This window comes from Halomonas sp. KAO (assembly GCF_015595025.1).
Taxonomy (GTDB): Bacteria; Pseudomonadota; Gammaproteobacteria; order Pseudomonadales; family Halomonadaceae; genus Halomonas.
Map to the genome: position 1 here is coordinate 188271 of NZ_JADNRL010000024.1, position 25943 is coordinate 214213.

General features: G+C 65.5%; 27 protein-coding genes. 20 read left to right on the plus strand and 7 right to left on the minus strand.

Going from position 1 to position 25943, the window contains the following annotated elements; translation table 11 throughout:
• Position 1 precedes the first annotated feature (1 nt).
• The 5 genes from IOC61_RS11885 to IOC61_RS11905 are packed head-to-tail and all read right to left on the minus strand — an operon-like array spanning position 2 to position 5439.
• Positions 2 to 271, minus strand: a complete 270-nt coding sequence (locus tag IOC61_RS11885) for a K+/H+ antiporter subunit F (protein WP_132044280.1) — start codon at positions 269 to 271, stop codon at positions 2 to 4.
• Positions 268 to 762: a Na+/H+ antiporter subunit E gene (locus IOC61_RS11890; RefSeq protein WP_195689005.1), complete on the minus strand. Its 495-nt coding sequence runs from the start codon at positions 760 to 762 to the stop codon at positions 268 to 270. Before IOC61_RS11890 ends, IOC61_RS11885 begins: the two co-directional genes overlap by 4 nt.
• Positions 759 to 2267, minus strand: coding sequence for a monovalent cation/H+ antiporter subunit D (locus IOC61_RS11895; protein ID WP_195689006.1), 1509 nt, complete (start codon positions 2265 to 2267; stop codon positions 759 to 761). Before IOC61_RS11895 ends, IOC61_RS11890 begins: the two co-directional genes overlap by 4 nt.
• Positions 2264 to 2608: a Na+/H+ antiporter subunit C gene (locus IOC61_RS11900; protein WP_195689007.1), complete on the minus strand. Its 345-nt coding sequence runs from the start codon at positions 2606 to 2608 to the stop codon at positions 2264 to 2266. The genes IOC61_RS11895 and IOC61_RS11900 overlap by 4 nt, the downstream gene beginning before the upstream one ends.
• Positions 2608 to 5439 carry a monovalent cation/H+ antiporter subunit A gene (locus IOC61_RS11905; RefSeq protein ID WP_195689008.1) on the minus strand — a complete coding sequence of 944 codons (2832 nt, stop codon included), beginning with the start codon at positions 5437 to 5439 and terminating at the stop codon, positions 2608 to 2610. Before IOC61_RS11905 ends, IOC61_RS11900 begins: the two co-directional genes overlap by 1 nt.
• Positions 5440 to 5663: 224 nt before the next feature.
• On the opposite strand from IOC61_RS11905, the gene IOC61_RS11910 reads away from it, so the two are divergent.
• The 9 genes from IOC61_RS11910 to IOC61_RS11950 all read left to right on the plus strand — a co-directional run bounded on the left by IOC61_RS11910 (position 5664) and on the right by IOC61_RS11950 (position 13494).
• Complete coding sequence (locus tag IOC61_RS11910) at positions 5664 to 7994, plus strand: putative monovalent cation/H+ antiporter subunit A (protein WP_195689009.1); 2331 nt, start codon at positions 5664 to 5666, stop codon at positions 7992 to 7994.
• On the plus strand, positions 7987 to 8412 hold the full coding sequence (locus IOC61_RS11915) for a Na+/H+ antiporter subunit B (RefSeq protein ID WP_195689010.1): 426 nt from the start codon (positions 7987 to 7989) through the stop codon (positions 8410 to 8412). The genes IOC61_RS11910 and IOC61_RS11915 overlap by 8 nt, the downstream gene beginning before the upstream one ends.
• 14 nt (positions 8413 to 8426) lie before the next feature.
• The gene (locus IOC61_RS11920; protein WP_195689011.1) at positions 8427 to 8774 is read left to right on the plus strand and encodes a Na+/H+ antiporter subunit C; all 348 of its coding nucleotides are present in this window, start codon (positions 8427 to 8429) and stop codon (positions 8772 to 8774) included.
• Positions 8771 to 10288 carry a Na+/H+ antiporter subunit D gene (locus tag IOC61_RS11925; protein ID WP_195689012.1) on the plus strand — a complete coding sequence of 506 codons (1518 nt, stop codon included), beginning with the start codon at positions 8771 to 8773 and terminating at the stop codon, positions 10286 to 10288. Before IOC61_RS11920 ends, IOC61_RS11925 begins: the two co-directional genes overlap by 4 nt.
• The gene (locus IOC61_RS11930) at positions 10285 to 10758 is read left to right on the plus strand and encodes a Na+/H+ antiporter subunit E (RefSeq protein WP_195689013.1); all 474 of its coding nucleotides are present in this window, start codon (positions 10285 to 10287) and stop codon (positions 10756 to 10758) included. Before IOC61_RS11925 ends, IOC61_RS11930 begins: the two co-directional genes overlap by 4 nt.
• A gap of 73 nt (positions 10759 to 10831) precedes the next feature.
• Positions 10832 to 11101: a monovalent cation/H+ antiporter complex subunit F gene (locus IOC61_RS11935; RefSeq protein ID WP_195689014.1), complete on the plus strand. Its 270-nt coding sequence runs from the start codon at positions 10832 to 10834 to the stop codon at positions 11099 to 11101.
• Complete coding sequence (gene mnhG / locus IOC61_RS11940; protein ID WP_195689015.1) at positions 11094 to 11498, plus strand: monovalent cation/H(+) antiporter subunit G; 405 nt, start codon at positions 11094 to 11096, stop codon at positions 11496 to 11498. The genes IOC61_RS11935 and mnhG overlap by 8 nt, the downstream gene beginning before the upstream one ends.
• A gap of 138 nt (positions 11499 to 11636) precedes the next feature.
• The gene (locus tag IOC61_RS11945; RefSeq protein WP_195689016.1) at positions 11637 to 12914 is read left to right on the plus strand and encodes a lytic murein transglycosylase; all 1278 of its coding nucleotides are present in this window, start codon (positions 11637 to 11639) and stop codon (positions 12912 to 12914) included.
• Positions 12915 to 12951: 37 nt separating this feature from the next.
• On the plus strand, positions 12952 to 13494 hold the full coding sequence (locus IOC61_RS11950; RefSeq protein WP_229333102.1) for an ATP-dependent zinc protease: 543 nt from the start codon (positions 12952 to 12954) through the stop codon (positions 13492 to 13494).
• Here the strand turns inward: IOC61_RS11950 and IOC61_RS11955 are convergent, their stop codons facing one another.
• Positions 13495 to 14208, minus strand: a complete 714-nt coding sequence (locus IOC61_RS11955; RefSeq protein ID WP_195689017.1) for a 16S rRNA (uracil(1498)-N(3))-methyltransferase — start codon at positions 14206 to 14208, stop codon at positions 13495 to 13497. It lies immediately after the preceding gene.
• A 102-nt stretch (positions 14209 to 14310) separates the two neighbouring features.
• Between IOC61_RS11955 and phaR the strand changes: the two genes are divergently transcribed.
• From phaR to IOC61_RS11980, 5 genes are all read left to right on the plus strand, one after another.
• Positions 14311 to 14781 (plus strand): polyhydroxyalkanoate synthesis repressor PhaR, encoded by a 471-nt coding sequence (gene phaR, locus IOC61_RS11960; protein WP_195689018.1) that lies wholly within the window; start codon positions 14311 to 14313, stop codon positions 14779 to 14781.
• A 95-nt stretch (positions 14782 to 14876) separates the two neighbouring features.
• Positions 14877 to 16169, plus strand: coding sequence for a phosphoribosylamine--glycine ligase (gene purD / locus IOC61_RS11965; protein WP_195689019.1), 1293 nt, complete (start codon positions 14877 to 14879; stop codon positions 16167 to 16169).
• Positions 16170 to 16212: 43 nt separating this feature from the next.
• Positions 16213 to 16653, plus strand: coding sequence for an acyl-CoA thioesterase (locus IOC61_RS11970; RefSeq protein WP_195689020.1), 441 nt, complete (start codon positions 16213 to 16215; stop codon positions 16651 to 16653).
• The gene (locus IOC61_RS11975; RefSeq protein ID WP_195689021.1) at positions 16653 to 17522 is read left to right on the plus strand and encodes a phosphoribulokinase; all 870 of its coding nucleotides are present in this window, start codon (positions 16653 to 16655) and stop codon (positions 17520 to 17522) included. The genes IOC61_RS11970 and IOC61_RS11975 overlap by 1 nt, the downstream gene beginning before the upstream one ends.
• A 34-nt stretch (positions 17523 to 17556) precedes the next feature.
• The gene (locus tag IOC61_RS11980; RefSeq protein WP_195689022.1) at positions 17557 to 17898 is read left to right on the plus strand and encodes a histidine triad nucleotide-binding protein; all 342 of its coding nucleotides are present in this window, start codon (positions 17557 to 17559) and stop codon (positions 17896 to 17898) included.
• A gap of 65 nt (positions 17899 to 17963) precedes the next feature.
• Here IOC61_RS11980 and IOC61_RS11985 read toward each other — a convergent pair whose 3' ends face one another.
• Positions 17964 to 18410, minus strand: coding sequence for an OsmC family protein (locus IOC61_RS11985; RefSeq protein ID WP_195689023.1), 447 nt, complete (start codon positions 18408 to 18410; stop codon positions 17964 to 17966).
• A gap of 323 nt (positions 18411 to 18733) precedes the next feature.
• On the opposite strand from IOC61_RS11985, the gene IOC61_RS11990 reads away from it, so the two are divergent.
• From IOC61_RS11990 to IOC61_RS12015, 6 genes are read left to right on the plus strand one after another with little or no spacing between them, the layout of a single operon-like run.
• Entirely contained in the window at positions 18734 to 20332 is a 1599-nt protein-coding gene (locus IOC61_RS11990) for a cbb3-type cytochrome c oxidase subunit I (protein WP_195689024.1), read from the plus strand.
• Positions 20333 to 20336: 4 nt separating this feature from the next.
• Positions 20337 to 20954, plus strand: a complete 618-nt coding sequence (locus IOC61_RS11995; protein ID WP_195689025.1) for a cbb3-type cytochrome c oxidase subunit II — start codon at positions 20337 to 20339, stop codon at positions 20952 to 20954.
• Positions 20951 to 21667: a c-type cytochrome gene (locus IOC61_RS12000; RefSeq protein WP_195689026.1), complete on the plus strand. Its 717-nt coding sequence runs from the start codon at positions 20951 to 20953 to the stop codon at positions 21665 to 21667. The genes IOC61_RS11995 and IOC61_RS12000 overlap by 4 nt, the downstream gene beginning before the upstream one ends.
• Positions 21667 to 22542, plus strand: a complete 876-nt coding sequence (locus tag IOC61_RS12005) for a c-type cytochrome (RefSeq protein WP_229333104.1) — start codon at positions 21667 to 21669, stop codon at positions 22540 to 22542. Before IOC61_RS12000 ends, IOC61_RS12005 begins: the two co-directional genes overlap by 1 nt.
• Positions 22535 to 23698 carry a c-type cytochrome gene (locus IOC61_RS12010; protein ID WP_229333105.1) on the plus strand — a complete coding sequence of 388 codons (1164 nt, stop codon included), beginning with the start codon at positions 22535 to 22537 and terminating at the stop codon, positions 23696 to 23698. Before IOC61_RS12005 ends, IOC61_RS12010 begins: the two co-directional genes overlap by 8 nt.
• 4 nt (positions 23699 to 23702) lie before the next feature.
• The gene (locus IOC61_RS12015; protein ID WP_195689028.1) at positions 23703 to 25928 is read left to right on the plus strand and encodes a heavy metal translocating P-type ATPase; all 2226 of its coding nucleotides are present in this window, start codon (positions 23703 to 23705) and stop codon (positions 25926 to 25928) included.
• Positions 25929 to 25943 lie beyond the last annotated feature (15 nt).

The following is a 25943-nucleotide window of genomic DNA, read 5'->3' on the forward strand; positions in this document are numbered from 1 at the left end:
CCTATTCGATGATGTCGCCGCGCAGCAGGTACTTGCACACCGCCACGGTACTGATGAAGCCAAGCATGGCGATCAGCAGCGCCGCCTCGAAGTAGGTCTTGGTATCCAGCCAGAGTCCCAGCAGCACGATCAGGGCGATGGAGTTGATATACATGGTGTCCAGCGCCAGCAGGCGGTCGGGCATGTCCGGGCCGATGGTCAGTCGGTAGACATTCAGCGCCATGGCAGCCACGACCAGGGCCAGGCTGGTCCAGAGTGCAACCTCAATCATTCGTAGATCTCCTTCAGCGGCCGCTCGTAGCGCTCGCGAATGGTCTCGATCAATGCATCATCGTCCTCCACGTCGAGGGCATGAATCAGCAGCGACTTGCCATCCAGGCGCAGATTGGCCGAGACCGTGCCCGGTGTCAGGCTGATGGTGTTGGCGAGCAGGGTGATGGTGAAGCGGTTCTCCAGCATCAACGGGTACTCGATGAAGTGAGGCCGCATGCGCCGCCACGGGTTGAGAATCAACCAGGCGACCTGAAGGTTGGCGGTCACGATATCACCGAGTACACGCAGCGCGAAGCGCAGCAGCAGGGCCGGCTTCTTGATACTGGGCTGCGTGTCCCAGAAGCGGTGGGTTGCCAGGGGGATCGCCACCGCCAGGGCACCGCCCAGCAGGATATGGCCGAAGGCGACGCTGCGTACCATCAGCAACCAGACGATCAGCAACAGAATCGACAGCAGCGGTGTCGGCAGCCAGGAGCGAGGCTGGATCATGGAGCATCTCCCTCGTTGTTCAGCAGGGCGCCTGTCAGAGTCTCGGGGTGGGCCAGCTGCTCGGCGGTGGCGTCGGTGTAGTCGACCAGCGGGCCGGCCAGGGCCACCATCAGCGGGGCAGCACCGATCAGCCAGGCGACGCCGAACCACTGACGGCGGGGCAGGCGCTGGCCATCGGCCGAGCCGGTGCTGCGCCAGAACAGCGTGGAGCCCGCCCGCGACAGCGCAATGATGGCGGCGAGGCCACTGAGCAGCAGGATCGGCCATAGCCAGGCACGCTGAGCCCCCTCGGCGGTAGCCATCAGCAGGGTCTTGCCGATCGCGCCCGAGAGTGGCGGCATGCCGGCCACGGCGACGGCGCCAGCGAAGAACAGCACGGCGAGTCGTCCACTCTGGCGTAGCGGCTGACCCTTGACCAGGCGAGTGCCCGCCTTGCCGCGCTGGGTACCGATCATTTCGGCGAGCAGGAAGAGGCCGCCGGTGACCAGGGTGGTGTGGATCAGGTAGTAGAGCAGGGCGGAGACAGCCGCGGGAGTGCCGATGCCGATCCCCGCCAGCAGGGTACCCACCGAGACCAGCACCAGATAGGCCACCAGCAGGCGCAGGTCCCGGGCGGCCAGGGCGCCGATGGTGGCCACCGCCAGGGTGCCCAGCGAGAGCCACCATACCCAGCCCTGCTCAAGGTCGGCCAGGGGGCCGGCGGCCTCACCGAAGACCAGCGAGTAGACCCGCAGAATGGCGTAGATCCCCACCTTGGTCATGATGGCGAATAGTGCCGCAACCGGTGCGGGGGCCGCGGCATAGGCCTTGGGCAGCCAGAAGTAGAGCGGCAGGATGGCCGCCTTGAGGCCAAACACGACCAGCAGCATCAGGGCGCCCGCTACCACCAGTCCCTCATGCTCGGCAGGCAGTTCGCTCAGGCGAACGGCCATGTCGGCCATGTTGAGGGTGCCGGTGGCCCCGTAGAGCATGCCGACACTGATCAGGAACAGCGAGGACCCGGCCAGGTTGAGCACCACATAGTGCACCCCGGACATGATCCTCTCCTTGCCGCCACCGTGGAGCAGCAGCGCATAGGAGGCGAGCAGCAGGACCTCGAAGAACACGAACAGGTTGAACAGGTCGCCGGTCAGGAAGGCACCATTGATCCCCATCAACTGCCACTGGAAGAGACCGTGGAAGTTGCTGCCGCGCTCGTCGTCGCCGGCACAGGCGAACACTACGGCACCCAGTGCGAGGATGGAGGTGAGCAGCACCATCATGGCCGATAGACGGTCGAGTACCAGCACGATGCCGAACGGAGGCTGCCAGTCGCCCAGGGCGTAGTAGGTCACCTCGCCGCCGGCGGCTCGGGCCACCAGGGCGATGCTTATCAGCAGCAGGGCCAGGGTGGCGGCGACCCCGACCAGGCGCTTCAGCCGCACGCTGCCCTGGCGCTGGAAGAGCAGCAGGATGCCCACCACCAGTGGTACTACCACCGGCAGCACGATCAGATGAGTGCTCATCGGCGCCCCTCCCCGACTTCATGCTTGCGGCCATCCACATGGTCGTTGCCCGCCTCGCTGCGCGCGCGCATCGCCAGGATCACCACGAAGGCGGTCATGGCGAAGCCGATCACGATGGCGGTCAATACCAGCGCCTGGGGCAGCGGGTCGGCGTACTCCTTGACCCCGTTGATCAGTGCGGCGCCATCGGTGGTCAGGCCGCCCATGGAGAACAGAAACAGGTTCACCGCGTAGGAGAGCAGGGTCAGTCCCACCACGACGGGGAAGGTGCGTGAACGCAGGACCAGGTAGAGTCCGCAGGCGGTAAGTACGCCGGTGGTGATGGCGTAGAGGCTTTCCATCAGGGGGTCTCCTTGCGGGGGCGCTGGGGTGATGCATCGTTCTCGGGCCTGGGCTCCTTGGCCGGGCGGTGGACCGTGGTCACCTTGCCCAGGTTGGCCAGGATCATCAGGGTGGCGCCGACCACGGCGAGATAGACCCCGAGGTCGAACAGCATCGCAGTGGCCAGCTCGAACTTGCCGATCAGCGGCAGGTGGAAGTAACCGAATGACGAGGTCAGGAAGGGGTAACCGAACAGCCAGCTGCCCAGGCCCGTGAGAGTGGCGATGCCGACCCCGGCCACGGCTACCGGCTGGTAGGGGAAGTCGAGGCGCTCCTGGCTCCACTCCACCCCGCGCGCCATATAAAGCAGAATCAGCGCCACGGCGGTGACCAGGCCGGCGATAAAGCCGCCCCCCGGTTCGTTGTGTCCGCGCAGGAAGATGAAGGCCGAGACGAGCAGTGCCAGCGGCAGCAGTGCCATGGAGATGGAGGTAAGAACCGCCGGGTAGCGGTCCGGCGACCAGAGGCGTCCCTCGCTGTCGCTGTGGGGCATGAACAGCCGCAGGCGATTGAGCAGCTTGAAGATCGCAAGCCCGGCCAGCGCCAGCACGGTGATTTCACCCAGGGTATCGAAGCCGCGGAAGTCCACCAGGATGACGTTGACCACGTTGTGGCCGCCACCGCCGGGTATGCTGTTCTCCAGAAAGAAGCCGGAGATGGGCGAGTTGCCACGCGTCAGCACCGCATAGTTGAGGCTGGCGACCACCAGCCCCAGGCTGCTGGCCAGCACCACATCGCGCAGGTTGCGGCGGTTGGAGGACTCCGTAGGCGTCTTCTGAGGCAGGAAGAAGAGCGCCAGCATCAGCAGAATCATGGTGACCACCTCGACCGACAGCTGGGTCAGGGCGAGGTCCGGCGCCGAGAAGCGGGCGAAGGTCAGCGCGACGACCAGCCCCACCACCGAGAGCATGATCAGCGAGATCAGGCGGAAGCGGTGGGTCACCGCGGTGGCGATCCCGCCGAATACCAGCAGGGCGGCGCCGAGCAGCACCACGCCGTCGATGGGCTGGTTACCCTGGGGGCCGGTCAGACCGCTGATGCGTGCCAGGCCCAGGCTGCCCATCAGCAGCGAGGCGAACAGCAGCCAGCTCATGTAGCGCTGCAGGGAGCCTCCCTCGAAGCGTCTCAGGCTGTGTTCGGACCAGCGACCGAGGCACTGCAGCGCGGCCTCGAACACCAGGCGCGCATCCACCGGGCCGAAGCCGCGGTGGAAGTGGCGCAGGTCGGCGTGACGCCAGTAGGCCGTGATCCCGGCCACCAGGGCCAGGGCACTCATCGCCAGCGGCAGGTTCAGGCCATGCCAGATCGCCAGGTGGAAGTCGAGGGGGGCGCCCAGCACCGCCTCCACGGCCAGGCCCAGCAGCCCCTCGGCCAGTACCGGCGCCAGGCCGACGATCACGCATACTACCACCAGCAGTTCCACCGGCGCGCGCATCAGCCAGGGCGGCTCGTGGGGCGTATGGGGCGGGGCCTCCTTGGCGGGCTTGAAGAAGACCGCGTGCACCAGTCGCAGCGAATAGGCGACCGATAGGATGCCGCCCAGGGCGGCGAGTACCGGCAGCACCCAGCTCAGTCCGGCCAGCACCGGCGTCTCCAGGGTCTCGGTGAAGAACATCTCCTTGGAGATAAAGCCGTTGAGCAGTGGCACCCCGGCCATGGCCGCCCCCGCCACGCTGGTCAGCAGGGCGGTGACCGGCATCGCCTTGCGCAGGCCGCCGAGGCGGCCGAGTTCGCGGGTGCCGGCCTCGTGATCGATGATCCCGGCGCTCATGAACAGCGCCGCCTTGAAGCTGGCGTGGTTGAGGATATGGAACAGCGCGGCCAGCACCGCCATGGGGCTGCCGATGCCCAGCAGGACCGTGATCAGCCCCAGATGGCTGACCGTGGAGAAGGCCAGGATGCCCTTGAGGTCGGTCTTGAGCAGCGCAAACCAGGCCCCGTAGAGCATGGTCGCCATGCCGATCAGGGAGACGACCACCGACCACAGTTCACTGCCGGCGATGGCGGGATGCAGCCGCGCCATCAGGAAGATGCCCGCCTTGACCATGGTGGCCGAGTGCAGGTAGGCCGAGACCGGGGTGGGCGCCGCCATGGCGTGAGGCAGCCAGAACTGGAAGGGGAACTGGGCCGACTTGGTGAAGGCGCCCAGCAGTACCAGTACCAGCATGATCGGGTAGCGTGGGTCGGCGAGTACCGCCTCGCCACCGGCCAGCACATCGTCCATGGCGTAGCTGCCGACCATGTCGCCCAGCAGCAGCAGGCCGGCGAGCAGTGCCAGGCCGCCTGCGCCGGTCACGGTAAGTGCCATGCGTGCGCCCTTGCGGGCATCGCTGCGGTGCGACCAGAAGCCGATCAGCAGGAAGGAGGAGAGGCTGGTCAGTTCCCAGTAGAGCCAGAGCAGGATCAGGTTGTCGGCCATCACGATGCCGACCATCGAGGCCATGAACAGGATCAGATAGGCGTAGAAGCGCCCGAAGGGCTCCTCCGCCGCGAGGTAGAAGTGGGCATAGAGCAGGATCAGCAGGCCGATGCCCAGGATCAGCAGATTGAAGAGCACCGACAGCCCATCCAGGCGGAAGGCCAGCTCGAGCCCCAGGCTGGGTATCCAGGCCACGGAGGCGCGCAGTGCCTCGCCGCTGGAGAGGGCCGGCAACTGTGCCAGCATCAGCAGCAGGGCCAGGGCCGGGAGGACGGCAGTGGCGAGGGAACAGGTACGCCGTCCGTGGCTGGCGGTGACCATCGGCACCAGCATGCCCACCAGCGGCAGCAGGGCTATCCACATCAATGTCATCGATCGCTCATCCTGCGAATTATGAAGTGAGGGGGAGGGGCGCAGGATGCCTGCTGGGACGGAGGATGCAAGCGACACCGGGTCGCATCCCGTCCCTGGCGCGCTGGCCCGTCCACGGCGTTATGCCGTTTATCCTAACGCAAAGCACTATGTTGCGCGCGAGCCTTGTGTTTCAACACCTTGTGGGAATAAGGTGATTCGGTCGACCAACGGGAGGGCACTGGATGCAACTCGCCGTGCTGGGAGGGTTCTGGGTGGCAGCCATGGCGCCGCTGCTCCATCGCTGGTTCGGTTCGCGAGCGGCAGGCGTGATGGCGCTGCTGCCGGCGGCCATTGCCGCCTGGCTGATGGCCCAGTGGCCCACCATCGCCGGCGGCGAGACGCTATGGCTGGAGTGGGCCTGGGCGCCGGGCCTCGATATCACCCTCACCTTCATGATCGATGGGCTGGCGTGGCTGTTCGCCATGCTGATCACGGTGATCGGTACCCTGGTGCTGATCTACTCCGGAGAGTACCTTCACGGTCACCGTGATCTGCCGCGTTTCCTGGTGGTGATCACCGCCTTCATGATGTCGATGCTCGGCCTGGTGCTGGCCGATAACCTGGTTGCCCTGTTCGTGTTCTGGGAGCTCACCAGCATCACCTCCTACCTGCTGATCGGCTTCAACCATACCGATCTCGCCGCACGCAAGTCGGCCCAGCAGGGGTTGTTCGTCACCGTGGGTGGCGGGCTGGCGCTGCTCGCCGGTTTCGTCATGCTGGCCCTGGCCGGCGACAGCTGGTCGCTGGCCGAGCTCAACGCTCGGGGTGATCAGCTCAAGACGCATGCACTCTATCTGCCGCTGCTGGTCTGCGTGCTGCTGGGCGCCTTCACCAAGTCGGCCCAGTTTCCCTTCCATTTCTGGCTGCCCAACGCCATGGCGGCGCCCACGCCGGTCTCGGCCTACCTGCACTCGGCCACCATGGTCAAGGCGGGGGTCTACCTGCTGGCGCGGTTGCACCCGGCGCTGGGTGGCACCGAGTCCTGGGTGGTCACTCTGTCGCTGGTGGGGGCGCTGACCATGGCCAGCGGCGCCTTTCTGGCGGTCCAGCACACCAATGTCAAGAAGCTGCTGGCCTACTCCACGGTGATGGCGCTGGGTACCCTGACGATGCTGCTGGGTATCGGCACCGAGACGGCACTCACCGCCTTCGTGGTCTTTCTGCTCGCCCACTCTCTCTACAAGGGGGCGCTGTTCATGGTCGCCGGCATCCTCGACCACGAGACCGGCACCAAGGATGTCACCGCCATGGGCGGGCTGCGCCATGTGATGCCGCGTACCGCCCTGGTGACGGCGGTGGCGGCGCTGTCGCTGGCGGGCTTGCCGCCGCTGCTGGGCTTTCTCGGCAAGGAGCTGATGCTGGAGTCGGTGCTGGAGGCCGAGGCCTGGCGCGGAGTGATCCTGCCGCTGGCCTTCCTCGCGGCCTTCCTGACCCTGGCGGTGGCGGCGGTCGTCGCCATTCGTCCCTTCTTCGGCCCGCGACGGGAGACGCCAAGAGCACCCCACGAGGCCCCCTTCGGCATGCTCGCAGGTCCCGCCCTGCTCGCCACGCTGTCGCTGCTGTTCGGCTTGGTCCCGGGGCTGCTCGATCCGCTGGTGAGGGCCGTGATCGGTGGGATCGGGGCGGGGCAGGCCGAGGTACACCTGGCGCTCTGGCACGGCCTCAACCTGCCGCTTGTTCTGTCGCTGGCCAGTCTAATGCTCGGTGCACTGGTGTTCCGCCGCTGGGATCGCCTGCGCTCGAGGCTGGCGCGTCTCGAGCCGCTGATGGCCCGTGGCCCCGAGGCGGGCTATGAGGCACTGCTCAGGGGGCTTGTGCATGTGGCCGAGTGGCAGACCCGCTTCCTGCAGAGCGGCTATCTTCGCAACTATCTGGTGATGACCCTGCTGGTGCTGCTGGGGCTTGTGGGGCATGCGCTGCTGGTGCGGCATACGCCCAGCCTCGCCTTTGCGCCGGATGTCTACCTCCATGAGGCGGTGGTGGCGGGGCTGATGATCGCCGGGGCGGTGGCGGCCTGCGTGATGCGCTCGCGCCTGGCGGCAGTGGCCGCCGTGGGGGTGATGGGCTACTCCATCGCCCTGACCTTCGTGTTGTTCAGTGCGCCGGACCTGGCCATCACCCAGCTGCTGGTGGAGACCCTGACCGTCATCCTGCTGGTGCTGGTGCTGTTTCGTCTGCCACGCTTCTCCACTCTCTCCACCCCGGTCGAGCGGCTGCGTGACCTGGTCGTGGCGGGGCTTGTCGGTGGCATGATCACCCTGTTGATGCTGACCGTGCTCTCCGGCGAGCGCCTGCCGCGCATCTCCGACTATATGGTGGCCAACAGCCAACCGCTGGGCCACGGTCACAATATCGTCAACGTCATCCTGGTGGACTTCCGCGCCCTGGACACCCTCGGGGAGATATTCGTGCTGGCGCTGGCGGCCATCGGTGTCTATGCCATGCTGCGCTTCCACGCCGAGGCGTACGAGGCCAGAAATGCCCGGCGGACACGGAGGGGAGACGATGGTTAGGTCGGGCACGCTGATCCTCAGGGTGGCAGCGCGGCTGCTGTTGCCGCTACAGCTGATGTTCTCGCTGTTCCTGCTGCTGCGTGGCCACGATGAGCCCGGTGGGGGCTTTATCGCGGGGCTGGTGGCGGCAGGGGGCTTTGCGCTCTATCTGTTTGCCTGCGGGCAGGGCGCCCTGTACGCGATGCTCAGGGTCTCGCCCCGGGACCTGGTGGGGCTGGGGCTCCTGCTGGGGGTGGCCTCGACACTGCCCGCCTGGTGGAGCGGGCAGCCCCTCTTTACCGCCCAGTGGTGGACCCTCCCGATCATCGACTTCAAGGCCTCGACGCCGCTGATCTTCGATATCGGCGTCTACCTGGTGGTGCTCGGCTCGGTGCTGACCGCCATCACCGCCCTGATCCAGACCGACGAGAACGCCTGACGCGAGGAGCCCCCATGGAACCCTTGATGGCCATCACCATCGGAACCCTGTTCGCCGCCGCCCTCTACATGATGCTGCGTCGCTCCATCGTCAAGCTGGTGATCGGACTGATGCTGCTCTCCAATGCCGCCAACCTGCTGATCTTCGCCACCGCCGGCATGACGCGTGGCGCGCCGCCACTGGTGCCGGAGGGGCTCTCCGCCCCCGAAGGTGTGGTGGCCGACCCGCTGCCCCAGGCGCTGGTGCTGACCGCCATCGTCATCGCCTTCGGCGTGCTGTCGTTTGCCGTGGTGCTGGTGCGGCGCGCCTGGGAGGTCGTGCGTGCCGATGACATGGACCGGATGAAGGATACCGACAGGTGACCCCCGAGGTTGCGCTGCCGATCCTGATCCCGCTGATGGCGGGTGCCGTGTCGCTGGTCTTCTGGCGCTCGCGCCTGATGCAGCGGCTGATCGCCGTGGGGGGCACCGCCGGGCTGCTGGTCTCCGGCCTGTGGCTGCTCGCTTCGGTAAGCCATGAGGGGATCGTGGTGGTTCAGGTGGGTGGCTGGGCCGCGCCCTTCGGCATCAGCCTGGTGGCCGACCTGCTGGGGGCCATCATGGTGGTACTCACCGGCATCATCGGATTCGCCGTGGCGATCTACTCCCTGGCCACCGCCGGCCGGGGGCACGAGGCCCATGGCTACTTCCCGCTGATGCACCTGCTGCTGGCCGGGGTTGCCGGTGCCTTCCTCACCGGTGACATCTTCAATCTCTATGTCTGGTTCGAGGTGATGCTGGTGGCCTCCTTCGCGCTGCTGATCCTAGGAGGCGAGAAGGCGCAGATGGAGGGGGCGATCAAGTATGTGGCGCTCAACCTGCTCTCCTCGGTGATCTTCCTGGTCGCCGTGGGGCTGCTCTACGGTATGGTGGGGACCCTCAACATGGCCGATATCGCCAGGCGGCTGGTCATGGTCGAGGAGCAGGCCATGGTCGATGCCCTGGCGATGATGTTCATGGTGGCGTTCGGCATCAAGGCGGCGGCCTTCCCGCTGTTCTTCTGGCTACCGGCCTCCTACCACACCCCTCCGGTCGCGGTGTCGGCACTGTTTGCGGGGCTGCTGACCAAGGTCGGGGTCTATGCGCTGTTCCGCGTCTTTACCCTGATCTTTCATCACAGTCCGGGTTACACCCACGAGATCCTGCTATGGGGGGCGGGGCTGACCATGCTCTCCGGGGTGCTGGGGGCGGCGGCCCAGTTCGAGTTCCGGCGCATCCTGTCGTTTCATATCGTCAGCCAGATCGGCTACATGATCCTCGGCCTGGCGCTCTTCACGCCACTGGCGGTCGTCGGCGGGGTCTTCTATATCATCCACCATATCATCGTGAAGACGAACCTGTTCCTGGTCAGCGGCATCGTCCATCGGCTGCGTGGCAGCTACCGGCTCGAGCGACTGGGTGGTTTCTACCGCAGCCATCCCTGGCTGGCGGTGCTGTTCCTGATTCCCGCCCTGTCGCTTGCCGGCATTCCGCCGCTGTCAGGGTTCTTCGCCAAGTTCATCGTGATCCGCGCCGGCATCGAGGCCGAGGCCTATGGGGTCACCGCCATCGCCCTGCTGGTGGGGCTGCTCACGCTCTACTCGATGATCAAGATCTGGGCCGAGGTGTTCTGGAAGTCGGTGCCGCCGGAGGGCGACGTCGACCCCTTCCCGGAGGTGCGCCAGCGGGAGCTGGGGCTGATGGCCGCCCCGGTGGCGGGGCTGGCGCTCTGTACCCTGCTGATCGGTCTCTACCCGGGGCCTCTTCATGCCCTGGCCGAAGCCTCAGCCGACCAGCTGCTGGATCCCCAGGGTTATATCCGCGCGGTGCTGGGCGAGCAGGGGGAGGTGATGCCATGATCGGTGCGGCCTGGAACCTGCTGCTGGGCGGCGCCTGGGTGGTGCTCACCGGCGACTTCAACGGCCGCAATCTGGCCGCCGGTCTGGCCTTCGGCTATCTGGTGCTGGCGCTGATCCAGCCCCAGGTGCCGGCGCTTTCCGGCTATGCCCAGCGCCTGCCGCGGCTGGTGCGTTTCATCGCCTTCTTCATCAAGGAGCTGGCCATGGCCAACCTCAAGGTGGCCTACGATATCGTCACCCCGCCCTGGTACATGAAGCCCGGTGTGATCGCCATGCCGCTTCAGGCACGCAGCGAGTTCGAGATCGCCTTCGTCGCCAACCTGATCTCGTTGACGCCGGGCACCCTGAGCCTGGATGTCTCCGATGACCGCCGGGTGCTCTATATCCATGCCATGTTCCTGGACGACGAGGAGGCGCTGCGTGCCAATCTGGCAGAGCTTGAGCGCCGTGCCCTGACGCTGTTTCGCTGACAGCCATTAGCCATTAGCCATTAGCCATTAGCCATTAGCCATTAGCCATGCCGAGCCGTGAAGGAGATTGCCGATGTCGCCCATCATCCTGTTGAGCCTGGCGCTGATGTCGCTGGCGCTGTGTCTCGCCTTCGTGCGTCTGTTTCGGGGGCCGAGCCTGCCCGACCGGGTGGTGGCGCTGGAGCTCTTCTCGTCGATCCTGGTCGGCATGATCGGGGTGGTGGCCATCGCCACCGATGTGGCCAGCCTGCTCGATGTCGCCATCGTCATGGCGCTGATGGCCTTTATGGCCGCCATCGGCTTCGCGAGATTCCTGGAACGAGGAGGGCCGCGGGATGACTGATATCGTCGGCGAAGGACTGGTACTGGTCGGGGCACTGTTCATGCTGCTGGCGGCACTGGGCGTGGTGCGCCTGCCCGACCTGCTGACCCGCATGCATGCCACCACCAAGGCGGCTACTCTGGGAGTTTCTCTGGTCATGCTGGCGGTGGCGCTGCACTTCGCCCAGGTGGCGGTGGTGGCACGGGCCTTCGCCGTGATCCTGTTTATCATGATGACGGCCCCCGTCGCCGCCCATGTGATCGGGCGGGCCGGCTACTTCGTGGGCACCAAGTTATGGGAGGGCACGCTCAAGGACGAGCTCAAGCCCCACTATGACCCCCTGACCCACGAGTTGAGGAGTGGTCTGGAGACCGAGCGCAATGCCCGGTGCGACAGCGGGGAGAGCGATGACCGCTGATGGCGAAAAGCGTGCCAGGCCGCTACCCGAGGCTGTTCGTCGGTGGGGCTCTCAACGGCTCCCTTGCGGCTTGGCACTGGCTGAGACATGCAAACTGCGCGATGATTCTCGCCTTCTGTCCACGCCAAGGAGAGCTTCATGCGACGGATAACAGTGACCGGCTGCCTGGCCCTTGCCCTGCTGGCCGGTTGCCAGAGTGGCCCGGTCCACGAGGCGCGAGCCGCCAATGATGCCGCCGAATCATCCACCGGTGAGACCCGCGAGGTGTCCACTCCCCGGGGTGAGGCGTCGGCGGACGCCGAGAGCTTCGAGGCCTGGCTGGCTCGCTTCCGTCGCGAGGCACGCGCCGAGGGCATCTCCGAGGCAACCCTGGAACGGGCCCTCGCCTCATTGCGCTATCGCCCCCGGGTAATCGAGCTCGACCGTTCCCAGCCGGAGTTCGTACGCCCCATCTGGCAATACCTGGATACCGCGGTCTCCGCTCAGCGAGTCACCACCGGGCGGGCCCGCCTGGCCGAGCACCGCGACACGGCACGCCGCATGGAGCAGCGTTACGGGGTGCCGGCCGAGGTGATCGTGGCGATCTGGGGCATCGAGAGCAACTATGGCGGGAACTTCGGTGACTTCTCGACCCTGGAGGCGCTGGCAACCCTGGCCTATGACGGGCGCCGCCGAGACTTTGCGCGTGGCGAGCTGCTCGCCGCCCTGCGCATCATCGACGCCGGGGATATCGCCCCCGGGCGCATGCTGGGCTCCTGGGCCGGGGCCATGGGGCATACCCAGTTCATTCCCTCGAGCTTCGAGGCCTACGCCCGGGACGGAGACGGCGACGGGCGTCGCGATATCTGGGGCAGCATCCCCGACGTCATGGCCTCTACCGCCAACTACCTGGAGCGTGCCGGCTGGCGTGAAGGGGAGCCCTGGGGAGTCGAGGTGATCCTGCCGGAGGGGTTCGACTATGCCCAGGCCGAGCCGGCCAATCGACGCTCCTCCGCGGCCTGGTCCGCCCAGGGCGTGCGCCCCGTGGGGGGTGGCGCCTTGCCGGCCTTCGAGGAGGCCGCGGTGATCGTGCCCGCGGGGGCGAGGGGCCCCGCCTTCCTGGTGGGCCCCAACTTCCGTGTCATCCTGCGCTACAACAACGCCACCAGTTATGCGTTGGCCGTCGGCAATCTCGCCGACGAGATCGCGGGGCGTGACGGGGTCATCGGCGGTTGGCCACGCGACGAGCAGCCGCTGGCGCGCGCCGAGATCCGCGAGATGCAGGAGGCCCTCAATGCGCGCGGGTTCGCCGTGGGGGCGCCCGATGGCATTCTGGGGCCCAATACCCGGCGTGGCCTGCGTGAGTACCAGGCGTCCATCGGTGAGATACCGGATGGCTTCGCGACCCGGCTGCTGCTGGAGCGCCTGGTCCGCTGACTCGGCCATGAACCCTACCCACCAGAGGAGAAAGAGGATGCGCATCAAACCAATGCTGACGGCTGCCCTGGGGGCGGCCTTGCTGGCCTCTTCGGTTCAGGCCGACGACAAGGTCTTCGGTTGGGTCGAGAAGGCCACCGTCGAGCCGTGGGGAGTGGAGGTAAAGGCCAAGCTCGACAGCGGCGCCCTGACCTCATCACTGGATGCTCGCGAGATCGAGAGCTTCGAGAAGGACGGCGAGACGTGGGTGCGCTTTCGTCTCAAGCTGGAGGATGAGGAGAGTGGCGAGCTGTTCAGCGAGCGCATGGAGCTGCCCCTCTATCGAGACCTCAAGGTGCGCGGCGCCGGGGGGCGTGACGAGCGACCGGTGGTGCTGATGAAGGTCTGTCTGGGCGATACGGTCTACGAGGAGCAGTTCGGCCTGCGCGATCGCGGGGAAATGCACTATCCGCTGCTGCTGGGGCGGCGCACCATCAGCCACCTGGGCCTGCTCGACGTGCGCGATACCTTCCTTACCGAGCCGCGCTGCGACGATGACTCCCGGGTCGTGGAGCATGACCCGGCAGAGGACGACGACTAACTAGAAGAGCCGTGCCAGCAGGGCCGTTACCGCGGTCTCCACACGCAGGATGCGCTGACCCAGATGGATGCCCTCGCAGCCCGTCTCGAGTAGCCTCTCCACCTCCCAGGGGATGAAGCCGCCCTCCGGGCCCACCAGCAGCAGGGTGGGAGCCTCGACCCCCCGCGGGCAGGCGCTGGGCATGCCGGGGTGGGCCAGCAGGCCGCGCCGGCCCTCCAGCAGGGCCGGCAGTTGATCCTCCACGAAGGGGCGAAAGCCCCGCTCCAGGGAGACCTCGGGCAGCAGGGTGTCCCGGGCCTGCTCCAGGCCAAGCACTAGGTGATGGTGAATCTTCTCCGGGCTGAGTTCGGGTGACATCCAGTAGCTCTTCTCCACGCGGCGGGTATGCAGCAGGGTGATCTGCTTGACCCCGAGCGCGGTGACATGCTCCAGGGTGCGCGCCAGCATGCGGGGGCGCGGCAGTGCCAGCACCAGATGGACCGGCAGCGGGGGGGGCGGCGTCTGGTCGAGAGGCGACAGGGCAAAGGTCGCCTCCTGCTCGCCGAGGGTGAGCAGTTCGCCCTGGCCGATATGACCACCGGCCACGCCCAGGGTGAGGCGATCCCCCGGGGTGGCGCGATGCACCTCGCGCAGGTGTCGCAGCCGTCGCGGGTCACGCACCCGAGCCAGGCGGTCGTTCTCGATATCGTCGTGGGTCAGCAGGATCAGGTTCATGGGGCCTCGCGTTGGCGGCTTTGTCTTGCATGGTGGGTGTCGCGGTGCACAATGGTCCTGCAGGGGCAGCCGCCCCACCCATGCCGAATGAGGAGTAGCGCCGTGCGCGTGATTCGCAAGTATGCCAACCGCAGGCTCTATGATACCGAACAGAGCCGCTATGTGACCCTCGAGGATCTGCGAGGGCTGATCCTCGATGAAGTGCCGTTCCGCGTCGAGGATGCCAAGAGCGGTGAGGACCTGACCCGCACCATCCTGCTCTCGATCATCATCGAGCAGGAGCAGGCCGATGGCGATGCCCAGGTGTTCTCCAATGACCTGCTGGCCCAGTTCATTCGCGTCTACGACATGGCCCAGCCGCTGCCGCTGTCACGCTACCTGGAGCAGGGGACCAAGCTGATGCTGGAGCAGCAGCAGCGCATGCAGGATCAGTGGCAGCAGGCCATGCGCCACTCCCCCATGGATCTGATGCGCGACATGGCCGAGGAGAACATGCGCTTCTGGCAGAAGACCATCGGCCAGGCCACGGGCAATGGCAACAAGGGTGGCAAGGGTGACGATGGCGAGCCGTAGGCGCGTATCGTCACGCAGGCGCCCCGACTTTCTGACATAATGCCGCCTCGATTTCCAATGCCGCACAGTCGGCCAGCAGCATGAAGGTGGATAGGATGAAGGTGCTGATCATCGGCGGCGGTGGCCGCGAACACGCCCTGGCCTGGAAGGTCGCTCAGTCACCCAAGGTGTCAATGACCTATGTGGCACCGGGCAATGCCGGCAGCGCCCGGGAGCCCGGGCTGACCAACGTGGCCATCGCGGCGGATGACCTGGAGGGGCTGCTGCTCTTCGCCCGGGATACCGACATCGACCTGACCATCGTCGGCCCCGAGGCGCCGCTGGTGGCCGGTGTGGTGGACCGCTTCCGCGAGGCGGGCCTGGCGATCTTCGGCCCCACCGCCGGTGCCGCCCAGCTCGAGGGCTCCAAGGCCTTCACCAAGGACTTCCTGGCGCGCCACGCGATTCCCACCGCCGAGTACCGCACCTTCACCGCGGTGGCGCCGGCGCTGGACTATCTGCGTGAACAGGGCGCCCCCATCGTGATCAAGGCCGACGGGCTGGCCGCGGGCAAGGGCGTTATCGTCGCCATGAGCCTCGAGGAGGCCGAGGCGGCGGTGCGTGACATGCTCGAGGACAATGCCTTCGGTGATGCCGGCGCCCGCGTGGTGATCGAGGAGTTCCTCGACGGCGAAGAGGCCAGCTTTATCGTCATGGTCGATGGCGAGACCGTACTGCCCATGGCCACCAGCCAGGACCACAAGCGGGTCGGCGAAGGCGACAGCGGGCCCAACACCGGCGGCATGGGGGCCTATTCGCCGGCCCCGGTGGTCACCGCCGAGGTGCACGAGCGCATCATGGAGCGGGTGGTGCTGCCGACGGTGCATGGCATGGCCGAAGAGGGTCACTCCTACACCGGCTTCCTCTACGCCGGCCTGATGATCGATGCCGCGGGCAACCCCAAGGTGATCGAGTACAACTGCCGCTTCGGCGACCCCGAGACCCAGCCGATCATGCTGCGCCTGCGCTCCGACCTCGCCGAGCTCTGCCTGGCGGGCGCGCGGGGCGAGCTCTCCGGCATGGCCTGCGAGTGGGACGAGCGCGCCTCGGTAGGCGTGGTGCTCGCCGCCGGCGGCTATCCGGGCAGCTATCGCAAGGGGGGTGTCATCGAGGGGCTAGAGGATGCCGAGGCCGCCGGCTGCAAGGTTTTTCATGCCGGCACCGCCGAGCGGGATGGCCACCTGGTGACCTCCGGTGGGCGTGTGCTCTGTGTCACCGCCCTGGGTGAGGGCGTGGCGGCCGCCGCCGAGAATGCCTATCGAGGGGTCGATGCCATCCGCTGGGAGGGGGCCTTCTGTCGCCGTGATATCGCCCATCGGGCCATTGCCCGGGAGCGTGGCGAGCGCTGAGTCGTCGATCGTTTCATAACAAGATCAACAGTAGGAGGCGAGCATGGAGCGCGTCAGGCTTGAGTTTCCCGAGGCCGCCATCATCCATCGTCAGCCGCTGACGGTGCGAGTGACCGACATGAACTATGGCCGCCACCTGGGGCATGATGCCCTGGTGTCGCTGCTCCACGAGGCACGCATCCAGGCGCTGGCCGCACGAGGGTTGACCGAGTGGGATTTGGGCGGCTACCCGAGTGTGGTGGCCGACCTCGCCGTGCAGTACCAGTCCGAGGCGCGCTGGCCCGATGCCCTGGTGGTGGAGACGGCGATCCCCTCCCCGCGCGGCAAGGCGCTCACCGTCTTTCAGCGGGTGTGCCATGCCGAGGGGGGAAGGCCGGTGGCCACGGCGCGCCTCAACCTGCTGCTGGTGGACCCCGAGACCGGCCGCCCGGTGACGGTGCCCGAGGCGGTGAAGGCGGCTTTCGCCGGGACAGGAGGGTCCTGATGTCCCGTGAATACCCGATCATCGCCGTGACCGGCTCCTCGGGGGCCGGCACCACCACCGTCAGGCGCACCTTCGAGCGCATGTTCGGCCGGGAGGATGTGCATGCCGCCTTCGTCGATGGCGACGCCTTCCACCGCTATACCCGTGAAGAGCTGGCGCGGACCTTCCGCGAGGCGCCCGACAAGGGGGAGCTTTCCCACTTCGCGGTGGAGGCCAATCTGCTCGAGGAGCTCGAGACGCTGTTCCAGGAGTATGGCGACAGCGGGAGCGGTACCTATCGTCAGTACATCCACGCCGAAGACAAGCAGATGATCGAGGCGGGGTACCAGATCGGCACCTTCACCGAGTGGCAGCCCCTGCCCTATGGTACCGATCTGCTGTTTTACGAGGGGCTGCATGGCGGCCTGGTCACGCCCGAGCACGATATCGCTCGCCACGTCGACCTGCTGGTGGGCGTGGCGCCGACCATGAACCTGGAGTGGATCCAGAAGATCGATCGCGACACCAAGCTGCGCGGCTACTCACAGGAGGCGGTGATCGACACCATCCTGGGGCGCATGGACGACTATGTGCGCTATATCCAGCCGCAGTTCTCGCGTACCCATATCAACTTCCAGCGGGTGCCGACGGTGGATACCTCCAACCCCTTCGAGGTGCAGGATATCCCCTCGGATGCCGAGTCCTTCGCGGTGATTCGTTTCCGTGAGCCGTCCACGGTGGATTTCCCCTATCTGCTGGCGATGATCCCGGATGCCTTCATGAGCCGCCCGCATACCCTGGTGGTGCCCGGTGCACGGGTCTCCCTGGCCATGGAGCTGATTCTGGGACCGCTGGTGCGTCACCTGCTGGCCCAGCGCCGTTCGCGCTGAGGCCGAACACCCTGTCGAGGAGGAGGCCTGCAAGATGTCGTGCCTGTTCTGCAAGATCATCAATCGCGAGATTCCCGCCGAGATCGTCTTCGAGGATGATCAGGTCGTGGCCTTCGAGGATATCAACCCCCAGGCACCGACCCATCTGCTGATCATTCCCAGGAAGCATATCGCGACCCTCAACGATATCGAGGAGGGCGATCTGGCGTTGGTGGGGCGACTGCAGTTCACCGCCGCCCGTCTGGCGCAGGCGCGTGGCTTCGCCGAGGAGGGCTATCGAGTGGTGATGAACTGCAATGACCAGGGCGGCCAGACGGTCTATCATATTCACATGCACCTGATGGGCGGCCGACGCTTTACCTGGCCGGCTGGGTAGTCGGCGCTCCTGCGGGCAACCGCGCGATCCAGGGTGTTCGGCGCATCAGGTGCATTCCGGGTGTCTCAGCCCTCGACACCATCTTCGGTTACGCCGTCTTCGATGATGGTATAGGAGTGGGACATCTCGACCCCGCCCTTGGCCAGCATGATCGAGGCGCTGCAGTACTTCTCGGCGGAGAGCTCCACGGCTCGTGCCACCTGCTTCTCCTTCAGCCCCTTGCCGGTCACGGTAAAGTGGACGTGAATCGACGTGAACACGCTGGGCGTGGCGTCGGCGCGTTCGGCTTCGATGCCGGCCACGCAGTCACTGACATCGGCACGGGCCTTCTCGAGGATATTGAGAACATCGAAGGAGGCGCAGGCCCCCATGCCCATCAGCAGCATCTCCATGGGGCGTGGGCCGGTGTTGCGACCGCCATGGTCGGGCGGGCCGTCGATGACCACGCTATGGCCGCTTCCCGATTCGGCGACGAACTGGCGACCGTCGGTCCATTTCACTGTGGCTTTCATGTCTCGAGTTTCCTTGTGAGTCGCTTGCAGAGTCGTCGGGGCTACTCCGGCGCCCCTGGCTGTGAGGTTGTTGAAGCTGTGGTGGAAAAGGCGATCAGCATACCAGCAGTATCGAATGAGCTCAGCTTTTCCTTCTCCTGATCCATAGATAGCGAGCTCGCCTGCGGCGACCTCAGGAGGTAAATCACCCGGTTGTCGTGGTCGAGCGGCTCTATTGTTTCCTATCCGGGGGTGGGGCCTCTGGCTTGGTTCTTATTGCCTTTTTGTCTATGTTAATAAGTGGATGTCGCTGATAGGGCCCTCAAATCTCTTCAGGAGCGCGCATGAACTTCACCATCGGCACTCTACTGGCTTTCAGTTTCGCTGCCTCCCTGATCGCCGTCGCGGCGCTGATCTGGGCCATATCGACCCAGCAGTTCAAGATCACCGAAAGTGACGCCCGGGCAGTATTCGACGAGGGCGAAGGCGGCAAACTGGATGACCCCACCTCTTCTCATAGTGACAGGTCGCCAAGCGCCCAGCAGCCGGGAATGAGCGGAGAGTGGCGCCGTTTATTGATCGTCATGTTCGTGACGAGCACCGCCTGGCTGGTATTCGGCTCAGTATTCGGCGTCATCGCCTCATTGAAGCTGCATATCCCGGACTGGTTGACCGGCAGCGCACCGCTGACCTTTGGCCGCATGCGCACCTTGCACTTGAACTCGGTCATCTATGGTTTTCTTTCTCTGGGGGGAGTGGGCACTGCGTTCTGGTTGGTGCCCACCCTGTTCAAGGTCTCTTTGCAGAAAGTCCGCTTCGCTATGTCCGGCGCGGTGGTATGGAATCTGGCATTGCTTGCCGGGGTCGTCGTCATCGCCATGGGCTGGAACGACGGCCAGGAGTGGCTCGAAATTCCCTGGCAAATCGATATTTTCCTGGCCGTTGGCGGTGCTTGCTTCGCCATCCCTCTGCTCTACACCACCGCGGCCCGCAGGGTAAATCATATCTACGTGACCGGCTGGTATTACATGGCGGCACTCTTCTGGTTTCCGGCGCTGTTCATTCTCGCCAACCTGCCCGGGGTTCATAGTGGCGCCCAGCAGGCCACCGCCAATTGGTGGTTTGCTCACAATGTGCTGGGCCTGTGGTTGACGCCGCTGGGTCTGGGCGCCGCCTACTATTTCATTCCCAAGATCATCGGCAAGCCGATCTACTCCTATCGGCTGTCGCTGCTGGGGTTCTGGGCGCTGGCACTGTTTTACAGCCAGGTGGGCATGCACCACCTGATCGGCGGCCCGGTACCTACCTGGGTGGTGTCGCTCTCCGTGGTGCAGTCGGTAATGATGGTGATTTCAGTCATTGCCGTGGCCATCAATCAGCATACGCTGAGCCTGGGAAATCTATGGGCCTGGAAGGAGAGTCTGCCGCTTCGTTTCGTTGCCCTCGGCGCGATCATGTACACCCTTGCTTCGCTGCAGGGCTCGCTTGAAGCGGTGCGCGCCTTCAATACCGTCACTCACTTCACCCACTACACCGTGGCTCATGCCCATCTGGGCGTTTACGGCTTTGTGGCCATGGTCTTGTTCGGTGGTATCTATTACATGCTGCCACGCATCACCGGCCGTGCCTGGCCCATGCCCTGGGCGATCAGTCTGCACTTCTGGCTGGTGGTCGCGGGATTTGCCATCTACTTCATCGCGTTAACCATAGGCGGCTGGCTGCAGGGCATGGCAATGCTCGACGCCAGCAGGGACTGGCTGGAGAGCATGGAAGTGACCATTCCCTACTTGGCCGGTCGCTCCCTGGGCGGCACCTTGATGACCATCGGGCACCTGGTATTCGCCGCTAACCTGGCCGTGCTGTTTCTTGGCCGTACCCGCCGATTCGTAGAAGACGCGGGCGATACTGATGCCTCGGTTGCCACCCCGAGGTCGGGAGCCTGATGCTATGAATCGTGCCTTACCCTTGATTGTCGTTACCCTGGCGCTCCTGGCCCTTGCCACCCTGTTCCTGGTGGCGGGGCCGGCGATGCAGATTCGTACCATCGACGCTCCGGAGGGGCTCGAGCCCTACACCCAGGCCCAGCTAAATGGACGCGCAGAATATATAAGCCAAGGCTGTGTCTATTGCCACTCCCAGCAGCCGCGCTCTCCCGAGCAGGCTCCGGATGGGCTGCGCGGCTGGGGGCGCCCCTCGACGCCGGCGGACTATGTCTATGATCAGCCGCATCTACTGGGCACCATGCGCACCGGGCCGGACCTGCTTAACGTGGGGGCGCGCCTGCCCTCCCAGGCCTGGCATTTGACCCACCTGTATCAGCCACGGGCCATCGTGCCGCAAAGCATCATGCCGGCCTACCCCTATCTGTTCGAAGCCAAGGTGCAGGCGGCGGAAGATGATGTGGTCGTTCCAGTGCCGGCGCGCTATCGCCCCGAGGGAAAGTTCATCGTCGCCAGGCAGGCGGCCCTCGACCTGGTTGACTATCTGCTCAGCCTCGACCGTACCTACCCCGCAGAGCGAGTTGATCTTCGAGATAATGGCTTCGCGGCCAAGGAGGAGTCATGACCTGGAGGCATGATCCAAAGCCCAGCCGGAAGCCTAAAAAACAGAGTCGAATAAAGAACGTAGCCGGTATCAGCGATACCGGATTCGACCCCCACGAGCCGCCAAACCCCATTCCTTGGCAAGTGTTCGCCATCGCTTTCGCCCTGGCGATTTGGGGCATCGTCACTCTGATCACGACAAGCGAGATGGCGGAAACGAAGCCGGAGGCTATCCAGGGCCCCATCGGAGCAGATGAACCCCAGGCCTCCGCCGTCGCGCCTTCCACGCAGAATGGGCGCCAGCTATTTATCGCCAATTGCTCCACCTGCCATCAGAACAATGGTGCAGGCATCGCCAAGGCGGTGCCACCGCTGGTGGGATCCCGTTACGTGATGGCAGCGCCGGAGGTGCCGGTAAACATTCTGCTGTTCGGCATCCAGGGAGAAATCTCCGTGGCTGGCGATACCTACAATGGCCGCATGCCTACCTTTGGTCATGACCTGGACAACGAGCAGATCGCCGCCGTGGTGAACCATGTGCGCAACAGCTGGGGCAACCAGGCCTCAAGCATCGATGCGAGTTTTGTCGATGAGCAGCGTCAGCGCTCTATCGGTCGTCGTACCCCCTGGGCGGGCGGCAGGGAACTCGCCGAGACCTTCGGTATTCCTGCATCGCTATCGAGGAGTCATACCCAGGCGGCTGCGACCACAGCTTCGCGGGAGGAGGCCAAATGATGAGCTCATTCAAGACGACTGGCAGGCTGGTGACCTGCGCGGCGTTACTCATCCTGGGCAGCGGATTGGCAGCGACTTCCTGGAGCCAGGGTCAAGACGATGATGCTGGAGAACGTACCGACTCAGAACCACTGACCACAAGCGCGGATCCTCTCGAAGAGCCATTGGCGGCACTGCACTACGGGCGTATTGCCGCCAACGCCGATGCCGCAGGCATCGAAACGCTGATCGGCAAGGGCACCGACAAGGTCTGGGCCTGCGCTTCCTGCCATGGTGATCAGGGGCAAGGAGCGGAAACCGTGCCACGGCTGGCCGGATTGCCGGCGGGCTACCTCACCAAACAGCTACACGACTATGCCAATCAGCGTCGCCTGAACGCCAACATGCAGTATGTGGTGGAAGGCCTGACCGGTGAGCAGATGGCGGCGCTTGGCAAGTATTACGCCCAGCTGGAAAGCCCCAGCAGTGCCAAGCCAAGTCTCAGCGGCGACCTGGATCGCGGTCGTGAACTCGTGCTGCGGGGCGACTGGAGCATCGATGTGCCGGCTTGCTACAGCTGCCACGGCTCCTCCGGTTGGGGCGTAGGGCAGGCGTTTCCTGCCCTCGCCGCTCAACACCCAAGCTATACTTATATCCAGCTCGCCAGCTGGAAGAATGGTCGGCGAGCCAACTCGCCGGTCAATCTGATGCACAACGTCGCCACGGCGCTTTCTGAGAATGATATGCGCTCCGTAGCGGACTATCTGGCCTCGTTGCCTGCACCGCCGGCGCAGAAAATCGGGCTCGATACGCCGCCCCCGGAAGCATTATCGACATCGACAGACACCGCCGATCGTTCACAGGACCGTCAACAGGGGAGCGACGAGCATGACTGATCACAGGAATTCGCGGATGGGGCGCTCGAGCAGGCGCCGCTTCGCCTATGCCGGCGTGGGTGCGGTCGTACTGCTCGCTGCAGGCGTGCTCATCGCCAACTATAACCTGTTTCCCTATGTCACCGGCCCTAAGGAACAGCCAAGCCAGGCAGAAGAGAACGCCCAGATTGCTCGCAAGGCGCGCCAGGATCTCGCAGAGCAACGCAAGGCCTGGCAGGAAGATCCCAGGGCGGACGCCCCCAGGCCACCCAAGGATGCCGCAGGCTACTTTCAGCCATCGCTTGATCACGAAATTCCCGATAATGAGTTCGGCGAGTCGGTACGGCGTGGCCGTGAAATCTTCTTGAACACCGGCACCAACGCCCGGCAGTTCGCCGGCAATGAACTTGCCTGTGCCAACTGTCACCTGGATGGTGGGCGCAAGGCGCACTCGGCGCCAATGTGGGCGGCGATCAACAACTACCCGGCCTATCGCGGCAAGAACAAGATGATCAACACCATGGAAGACCGCATCAACGGCTGCTTCACCTACTCCATGAATGCCCAGGACTCCCCCAGCGGGGGGCCGCCGCCCTCGGGACACCAGGTCTACAAGGACTTGCAGAGCTATTTCTACTGGCTGGGCGATGGCGCACCCATTAACGAGGACATGCCGGGTCGCGGCTACCCAAGCCTGGAAAAAACCGATCTCGGCTATGACCGGCAGCGTGGAGAGGAGGTTTTCGTCAACAACTGCGCGGTATGTCACGGGCTGGATGGCCAGGGGCAGAAGGATCTCAATGGTCGTTATATCTTTCCGCCGCTATGGGGGCCACACGCCTACAACTGGGGGGCGGGCATGCATCGCGTCAACACCGCTGCGGGCTTCATCAAGGCCAATATGCCCCTGGGCAAGCCCTATAGCCTGAGCGATCAGCAAGCTTGGGACGTGGCGGCCTATATCAACAGTTTCCCGCGCCCGGCGGACCCTCGCCAGCTGGAGGAAGGCATCAGCCTCGAAAGGGCCCAGGAGAAGTACCACCAGCACATGGGCTACTACAACCAGCAGGCCCATGGGGTTAGCTTGGGTGAAGGCGCCACACCGGAACGCTGGGAGCGCTTCGTGAAGTCTCGGCGAACCGCCGGCATGTCCACCATGAACCAACAGCTGCAGTAACTCGGTGGGCAGGCGACGAAAGGGTAGCGAATGCCCTGAACTCGAGGCGCTACAGGGTAGCGGCCACGCGCTGCTGTCGATCGACGGGCTCTGGTGCCCGAGCTGCGCCGCCGCCACGGAGCAGGTGATCCAGCGTACCCCCGGAGTCAGCGAAGTCGGTGTCAGCTTCGCCACTTCCACTGCCCTGATACGCTGGGACCCAACGCGGCTGCAGCTGCGAGACCTGGCTCGCCGAGTCCGCCGGCTGGGCTACCGCCTGGGCCCGCCCATGAGCGCGGAGGAAACCCTCTCGCGCATCGACCGTCAGGTCGAGGGGCTCGGCATTCGTCTGGCGGTCGCGGCCTTCTTCGGCATGTGGACCATGCTGCCGTCGCTGCTGCTTTATCTCGACAGCGGCGGCATCGCCACTTCTCCCGCCGGTTGGTGGATCGCCTTCGCCGCGGGTATCGCGTCGCTCCCGGTGCTGGCCCTTACCGGCGGCCCGATCCTGCTGGCGGGCTGGCGCACCCTGCGCACCGGAGTGCCGGGCATGGATACCCTGGTCGGCATCGGCGCCACTGCTGCCCTGGCCCTGTCGCTCTGGCAGCTCTACCGAGGCCAGGCCCACGTCTATTTCGATACCGCGGTGATGCTGGTCACCCTGCTGACCCTGGGCCGCTTCATCGAGACCCGTACCCTGCGCCATGCGGCCCAGGCCATCGACGCCCTGCAGGATACCCTGCCGGAAACCGCGGACTGGCTGCAGGACGACGGCAAGTTCCAGCGAGTCGATGCGACGGGGGTTCCGCCGGGCGCCTTGATCCAGGTGCCCGCCGGCCAGCGAGTGCCGCTGGATGGCCGCCTGGTGGAAGGCCGGACCCAGCTGGACCGGGCGGTGCTGACCGGGGAATCCCTGCCGGTGGCCGCCGCCCCCGGAGACGCTATCGAGGCGGGCTGCGTCAACCTGGTCAGCCCTATCCTGGTGAGAGTCGAGGCCGGAGTGGGGCAGCGGCATATCGACCGTATCGGTGCGCGTATCGCCGAGGCGGCGGGAGCCAAGGGCGACACCCAGCGCCTGGCAGACGGCGTGGCCCGCTGGGTGGTGCCGGTGGCGCTGACCCTTGCCTTCTTGACCGGCCTGGTAAGCGCGCTGCTCGGCCTGCCCGCGCAGGAAGCGGTGCTGCGGGCGGTCTCGGTGCTGGTGGTGGCCTGCCCCTGCGCGGTGGGTATCGCCGTGCCGGTGGCCTACGTGACCGCCGCCAGCCAGGCGGCTCGCCAGGGCATCCTGTTTCGCCACCCCGCGGCCCTCGAGACCATGGCCCGGATCGACCGGATACTCTTCGATAAGACCGGCACCCTCACCGAGGGACGGCTTGGCTTGCTGCGTGTCGAACGGCGCAGCGACAGCGCCCTCGACGACGCCGCCCTGATTGCCCTGGCCGCCTACGCTGAACAGGGCGTCGATCATCCCATCGCTCAGGCACTGCAAGACGCTACCGGTGAAAACCCTTCGATGGTGTCAGCGGCGCCCGTTCGGCGCCACCAGCGCGGGGTCAGCCGCGAGGACTCCCATTGGGGCCGTATTCTGGTGGGCAGCCGCGCCTTCCTGAGCCAGCAGGGTATTGCCTGTAACGACGCGGATGACCACGATGTGACAAGCCCCGATATTCAGCTACGGGTCGAGCTGGCGGTAGCCGGACGATGGCTGGCGACCCTGGTGCTGGAGGATCGTTTGCGGGAGGATGCCCCGGCGGCGATACGACGCCTGCATGATCAAGGGATCGAATGCGCCATCGTTACCGGCGACGCCCGAGCTCCAGCCGATCGGATAGCCGAGCGTCTTGGTATCTCGAAGCAGCGGGTCCATGCGGATTGCACCCCGGAAGCCAAGGCTCTGATCGTCAAGCATACTCGAGGCAGTGTTGCCTTCGCCGGTGACGGCATCAATGATGGCCCAGCCCTGGCCCAGGCAGCGATCGGCCTGTCCGTGGCGGACGCCAGCAGCACCGCCACCGCGGCGGCCGGTGTGGCCATTGCCGAGGGCGGTGTCGGTCGAGTCGCCGATGCCCGGGCGTTCGCCCGGCATGCCTATGGCGTCATGCGCCAGAACCTGGCGTTCGCGCTGATCTATAATGCCCTGGGCTTGAGCCTTGCTGCCTTCGGCGCTATTCCGCCGGTGGTCGCCGTTATTGCCATGGCGATGAGTTCGCTGACCGTGGTGGCTAATGCCACGCGACTGGCGGCACAGTAGCCGGCGAAGGCGACA

Excerpts from the sequence above, each read along its gene's own strand:
- IOC61_RS11885 (WP_132044280.1), bottom strand. The coding sequence starts at position 271 with ATGATTGAGGTTGCACTCTGGACCAGCCTGGCCCTGGTCGTGGCTGCC.
- IOC61_RS11890 (WP_195689005.1), bottom strand. The coding sequence starts at position 762 with ATGATCCAGCCTCGCTCCTGGCTGCCGACACCGCTGCTGTCGATTCTG.
- IOC61_RS11895 (WP_195689006.1), bottom strand. The coding sequence starts at position 2,267 with ATGAGCACTCATCTGATCGTGCTGCCGGTGGTAGTACCACTGGTGGTG.
- IOC61_RS11900 (WP_195689007.1), bottom strand. The coding sequence starts at position 2,608 with ATGGAAAGCCTCTACGCCATCACCACCGGCGTACTTACCGCCTGCGGA.
- IOC61_RS11905 (WP_195689008.1), bottom strand. The coding sequence starts at position 5,439 with ATGACATTGATGTGGATAGCCCTGCTGCCGCTGGTGGGCATGCTGGTG.
- IOC61_RS11910 (WP_195689009.1), top strand. The coding sequence starts at position 5,664 with ATGCAACTCGCCGTGCTGGGAGGGTTCTGGGTGGCAGCCATGGCGCCG.
- IOC61_RS11915 (WP_195689010.1), top strand. The coding sequence starts at position 7,987 with ATGGTTAGGTCGGGCACGCTGATCCTCAGGGTGGCAGCGCGGCTGCTG.
- IOC61_RS11920 (WP_195689011.1), top strand. The coding sequence starts at position 8,427 with ATGGAACCCTTGATGGCCATCACCATCGGAACCCTGTTCGCCGCCGCC.
- IOC61_RS11930 (WP_195689013.1), top strand. The coding sequence starts at position 10,285 with ATGATCGGTGCGGCCTGGAACCTGCTGCTGGGCGGCGCCTGGGTGGTG.
- IOC61_RS11935 (WP_195689014.1), top strand. The coding sequence starts at position 10,832 with ATGTCGCCCATCATCCTGTTGAGCCTGGCGCTGATGTCGCTGGCGCTG.
- mnhG (WP_195689015.1), top strand. The coding sequence starts at position 11,094 with ATGACTGATATCGTCGGCGAAGGACTGGTACTGGTCGGGGCACTGTTC.
- IOC61_RS11945 (WP_195689016.1), top strand. The coding sequence starts at position 11,637 with ATGCGACGGATAACAGTGACCGGCTGCCTGGCCCTTGCCCTGCTGGCC.
- IOC61_RS11950 (WP_229333102.1), top strand. The coding sequence starts at position 12,952 with ATGCGCATCAAACCAATGCTGACGGCTGCCCTGGGGGCGGCCTTGCTG.
- IOC61_RS11955 (WP_195689017.1), bottom strand. The coding sequence starts at position 14,208 with ATGAACCTGATCCTGCTGACCCACGACGATATCGAGAACGACCGCCTG.
- purD (WP_195689019.1), top strand. The coding sequence starts at position 14,877 with ATGAAGGTGCTGATCATCGGCGGCGGTGGCCGCGAACACGCCCTGGCC.
- IOC61_RS11970 (WP_195689020.1), top strand. The coding sequence starts at position 16,213 with ATGGAGCGCGTCAGGCTTGAGTTTCCCGAGGCCGCCATCATCCATCGT.
- IOC61_RS11975 (WP_195689021.1), top strand. The coding sequence starts at position 16,653 with ATGTCCCGTGAATACCCGATCATCGCCGTGACCGGCTCCTCGGGGGCC.
- IOC61_RS11980 (WP_195689022.1), top strand. The coding sequence starts at position 17,557 with ATGTCGTGCCTGTTCTGCAAGATCATCAATCGCGAGATTCCCGCCGAG.
- IOC61_RS11985 (WP_195689023.1), bottom strand. The coding sequence starts at position 18,410 with ATGAAAGCCACAGTGAAATGGACCGACGGTCGCCAGTTCGTCGCCGAA.
- IOC61_RS11990 (WP_195689024.1), top strand. The coding sequence starts at position 18,734 with ATGAACTTCACCATCGGCACTCTACTGGCTTTCAGTTTCGCTGCCTCC.
- IOC61_RS11995 (WP_195689025.1), top strand. The coding sequence starts at position 20,337 with ATGAATCGTGCCTTACCCTTGATTGTCGTTACCCTGGCGCTCCTGGCC.
- IOC61_RS12000 (WP_195689026.1), top strand. The coding sequence starts at position 20,951 with ATGACCTGGAGGCATGATCCAAAGCCCAGCCGGAAGCCTAAAAAACAG.
- IOC61_RS12005 (WP_229333104.1), top strand. The coding sequence starts at position 21,667 with ATGAGCTCATTCAAGACGACTGGCAGGCTGGTGACCTGCGCGGCGTTA.
- IOC61_RS12010 (WP_229333105.1), top strand. The coding sequence starts at position 22,535 with ATGACTGATCACAGGAATTCGCGGATGGGGCGCTCGAGCAGGCGCCGC.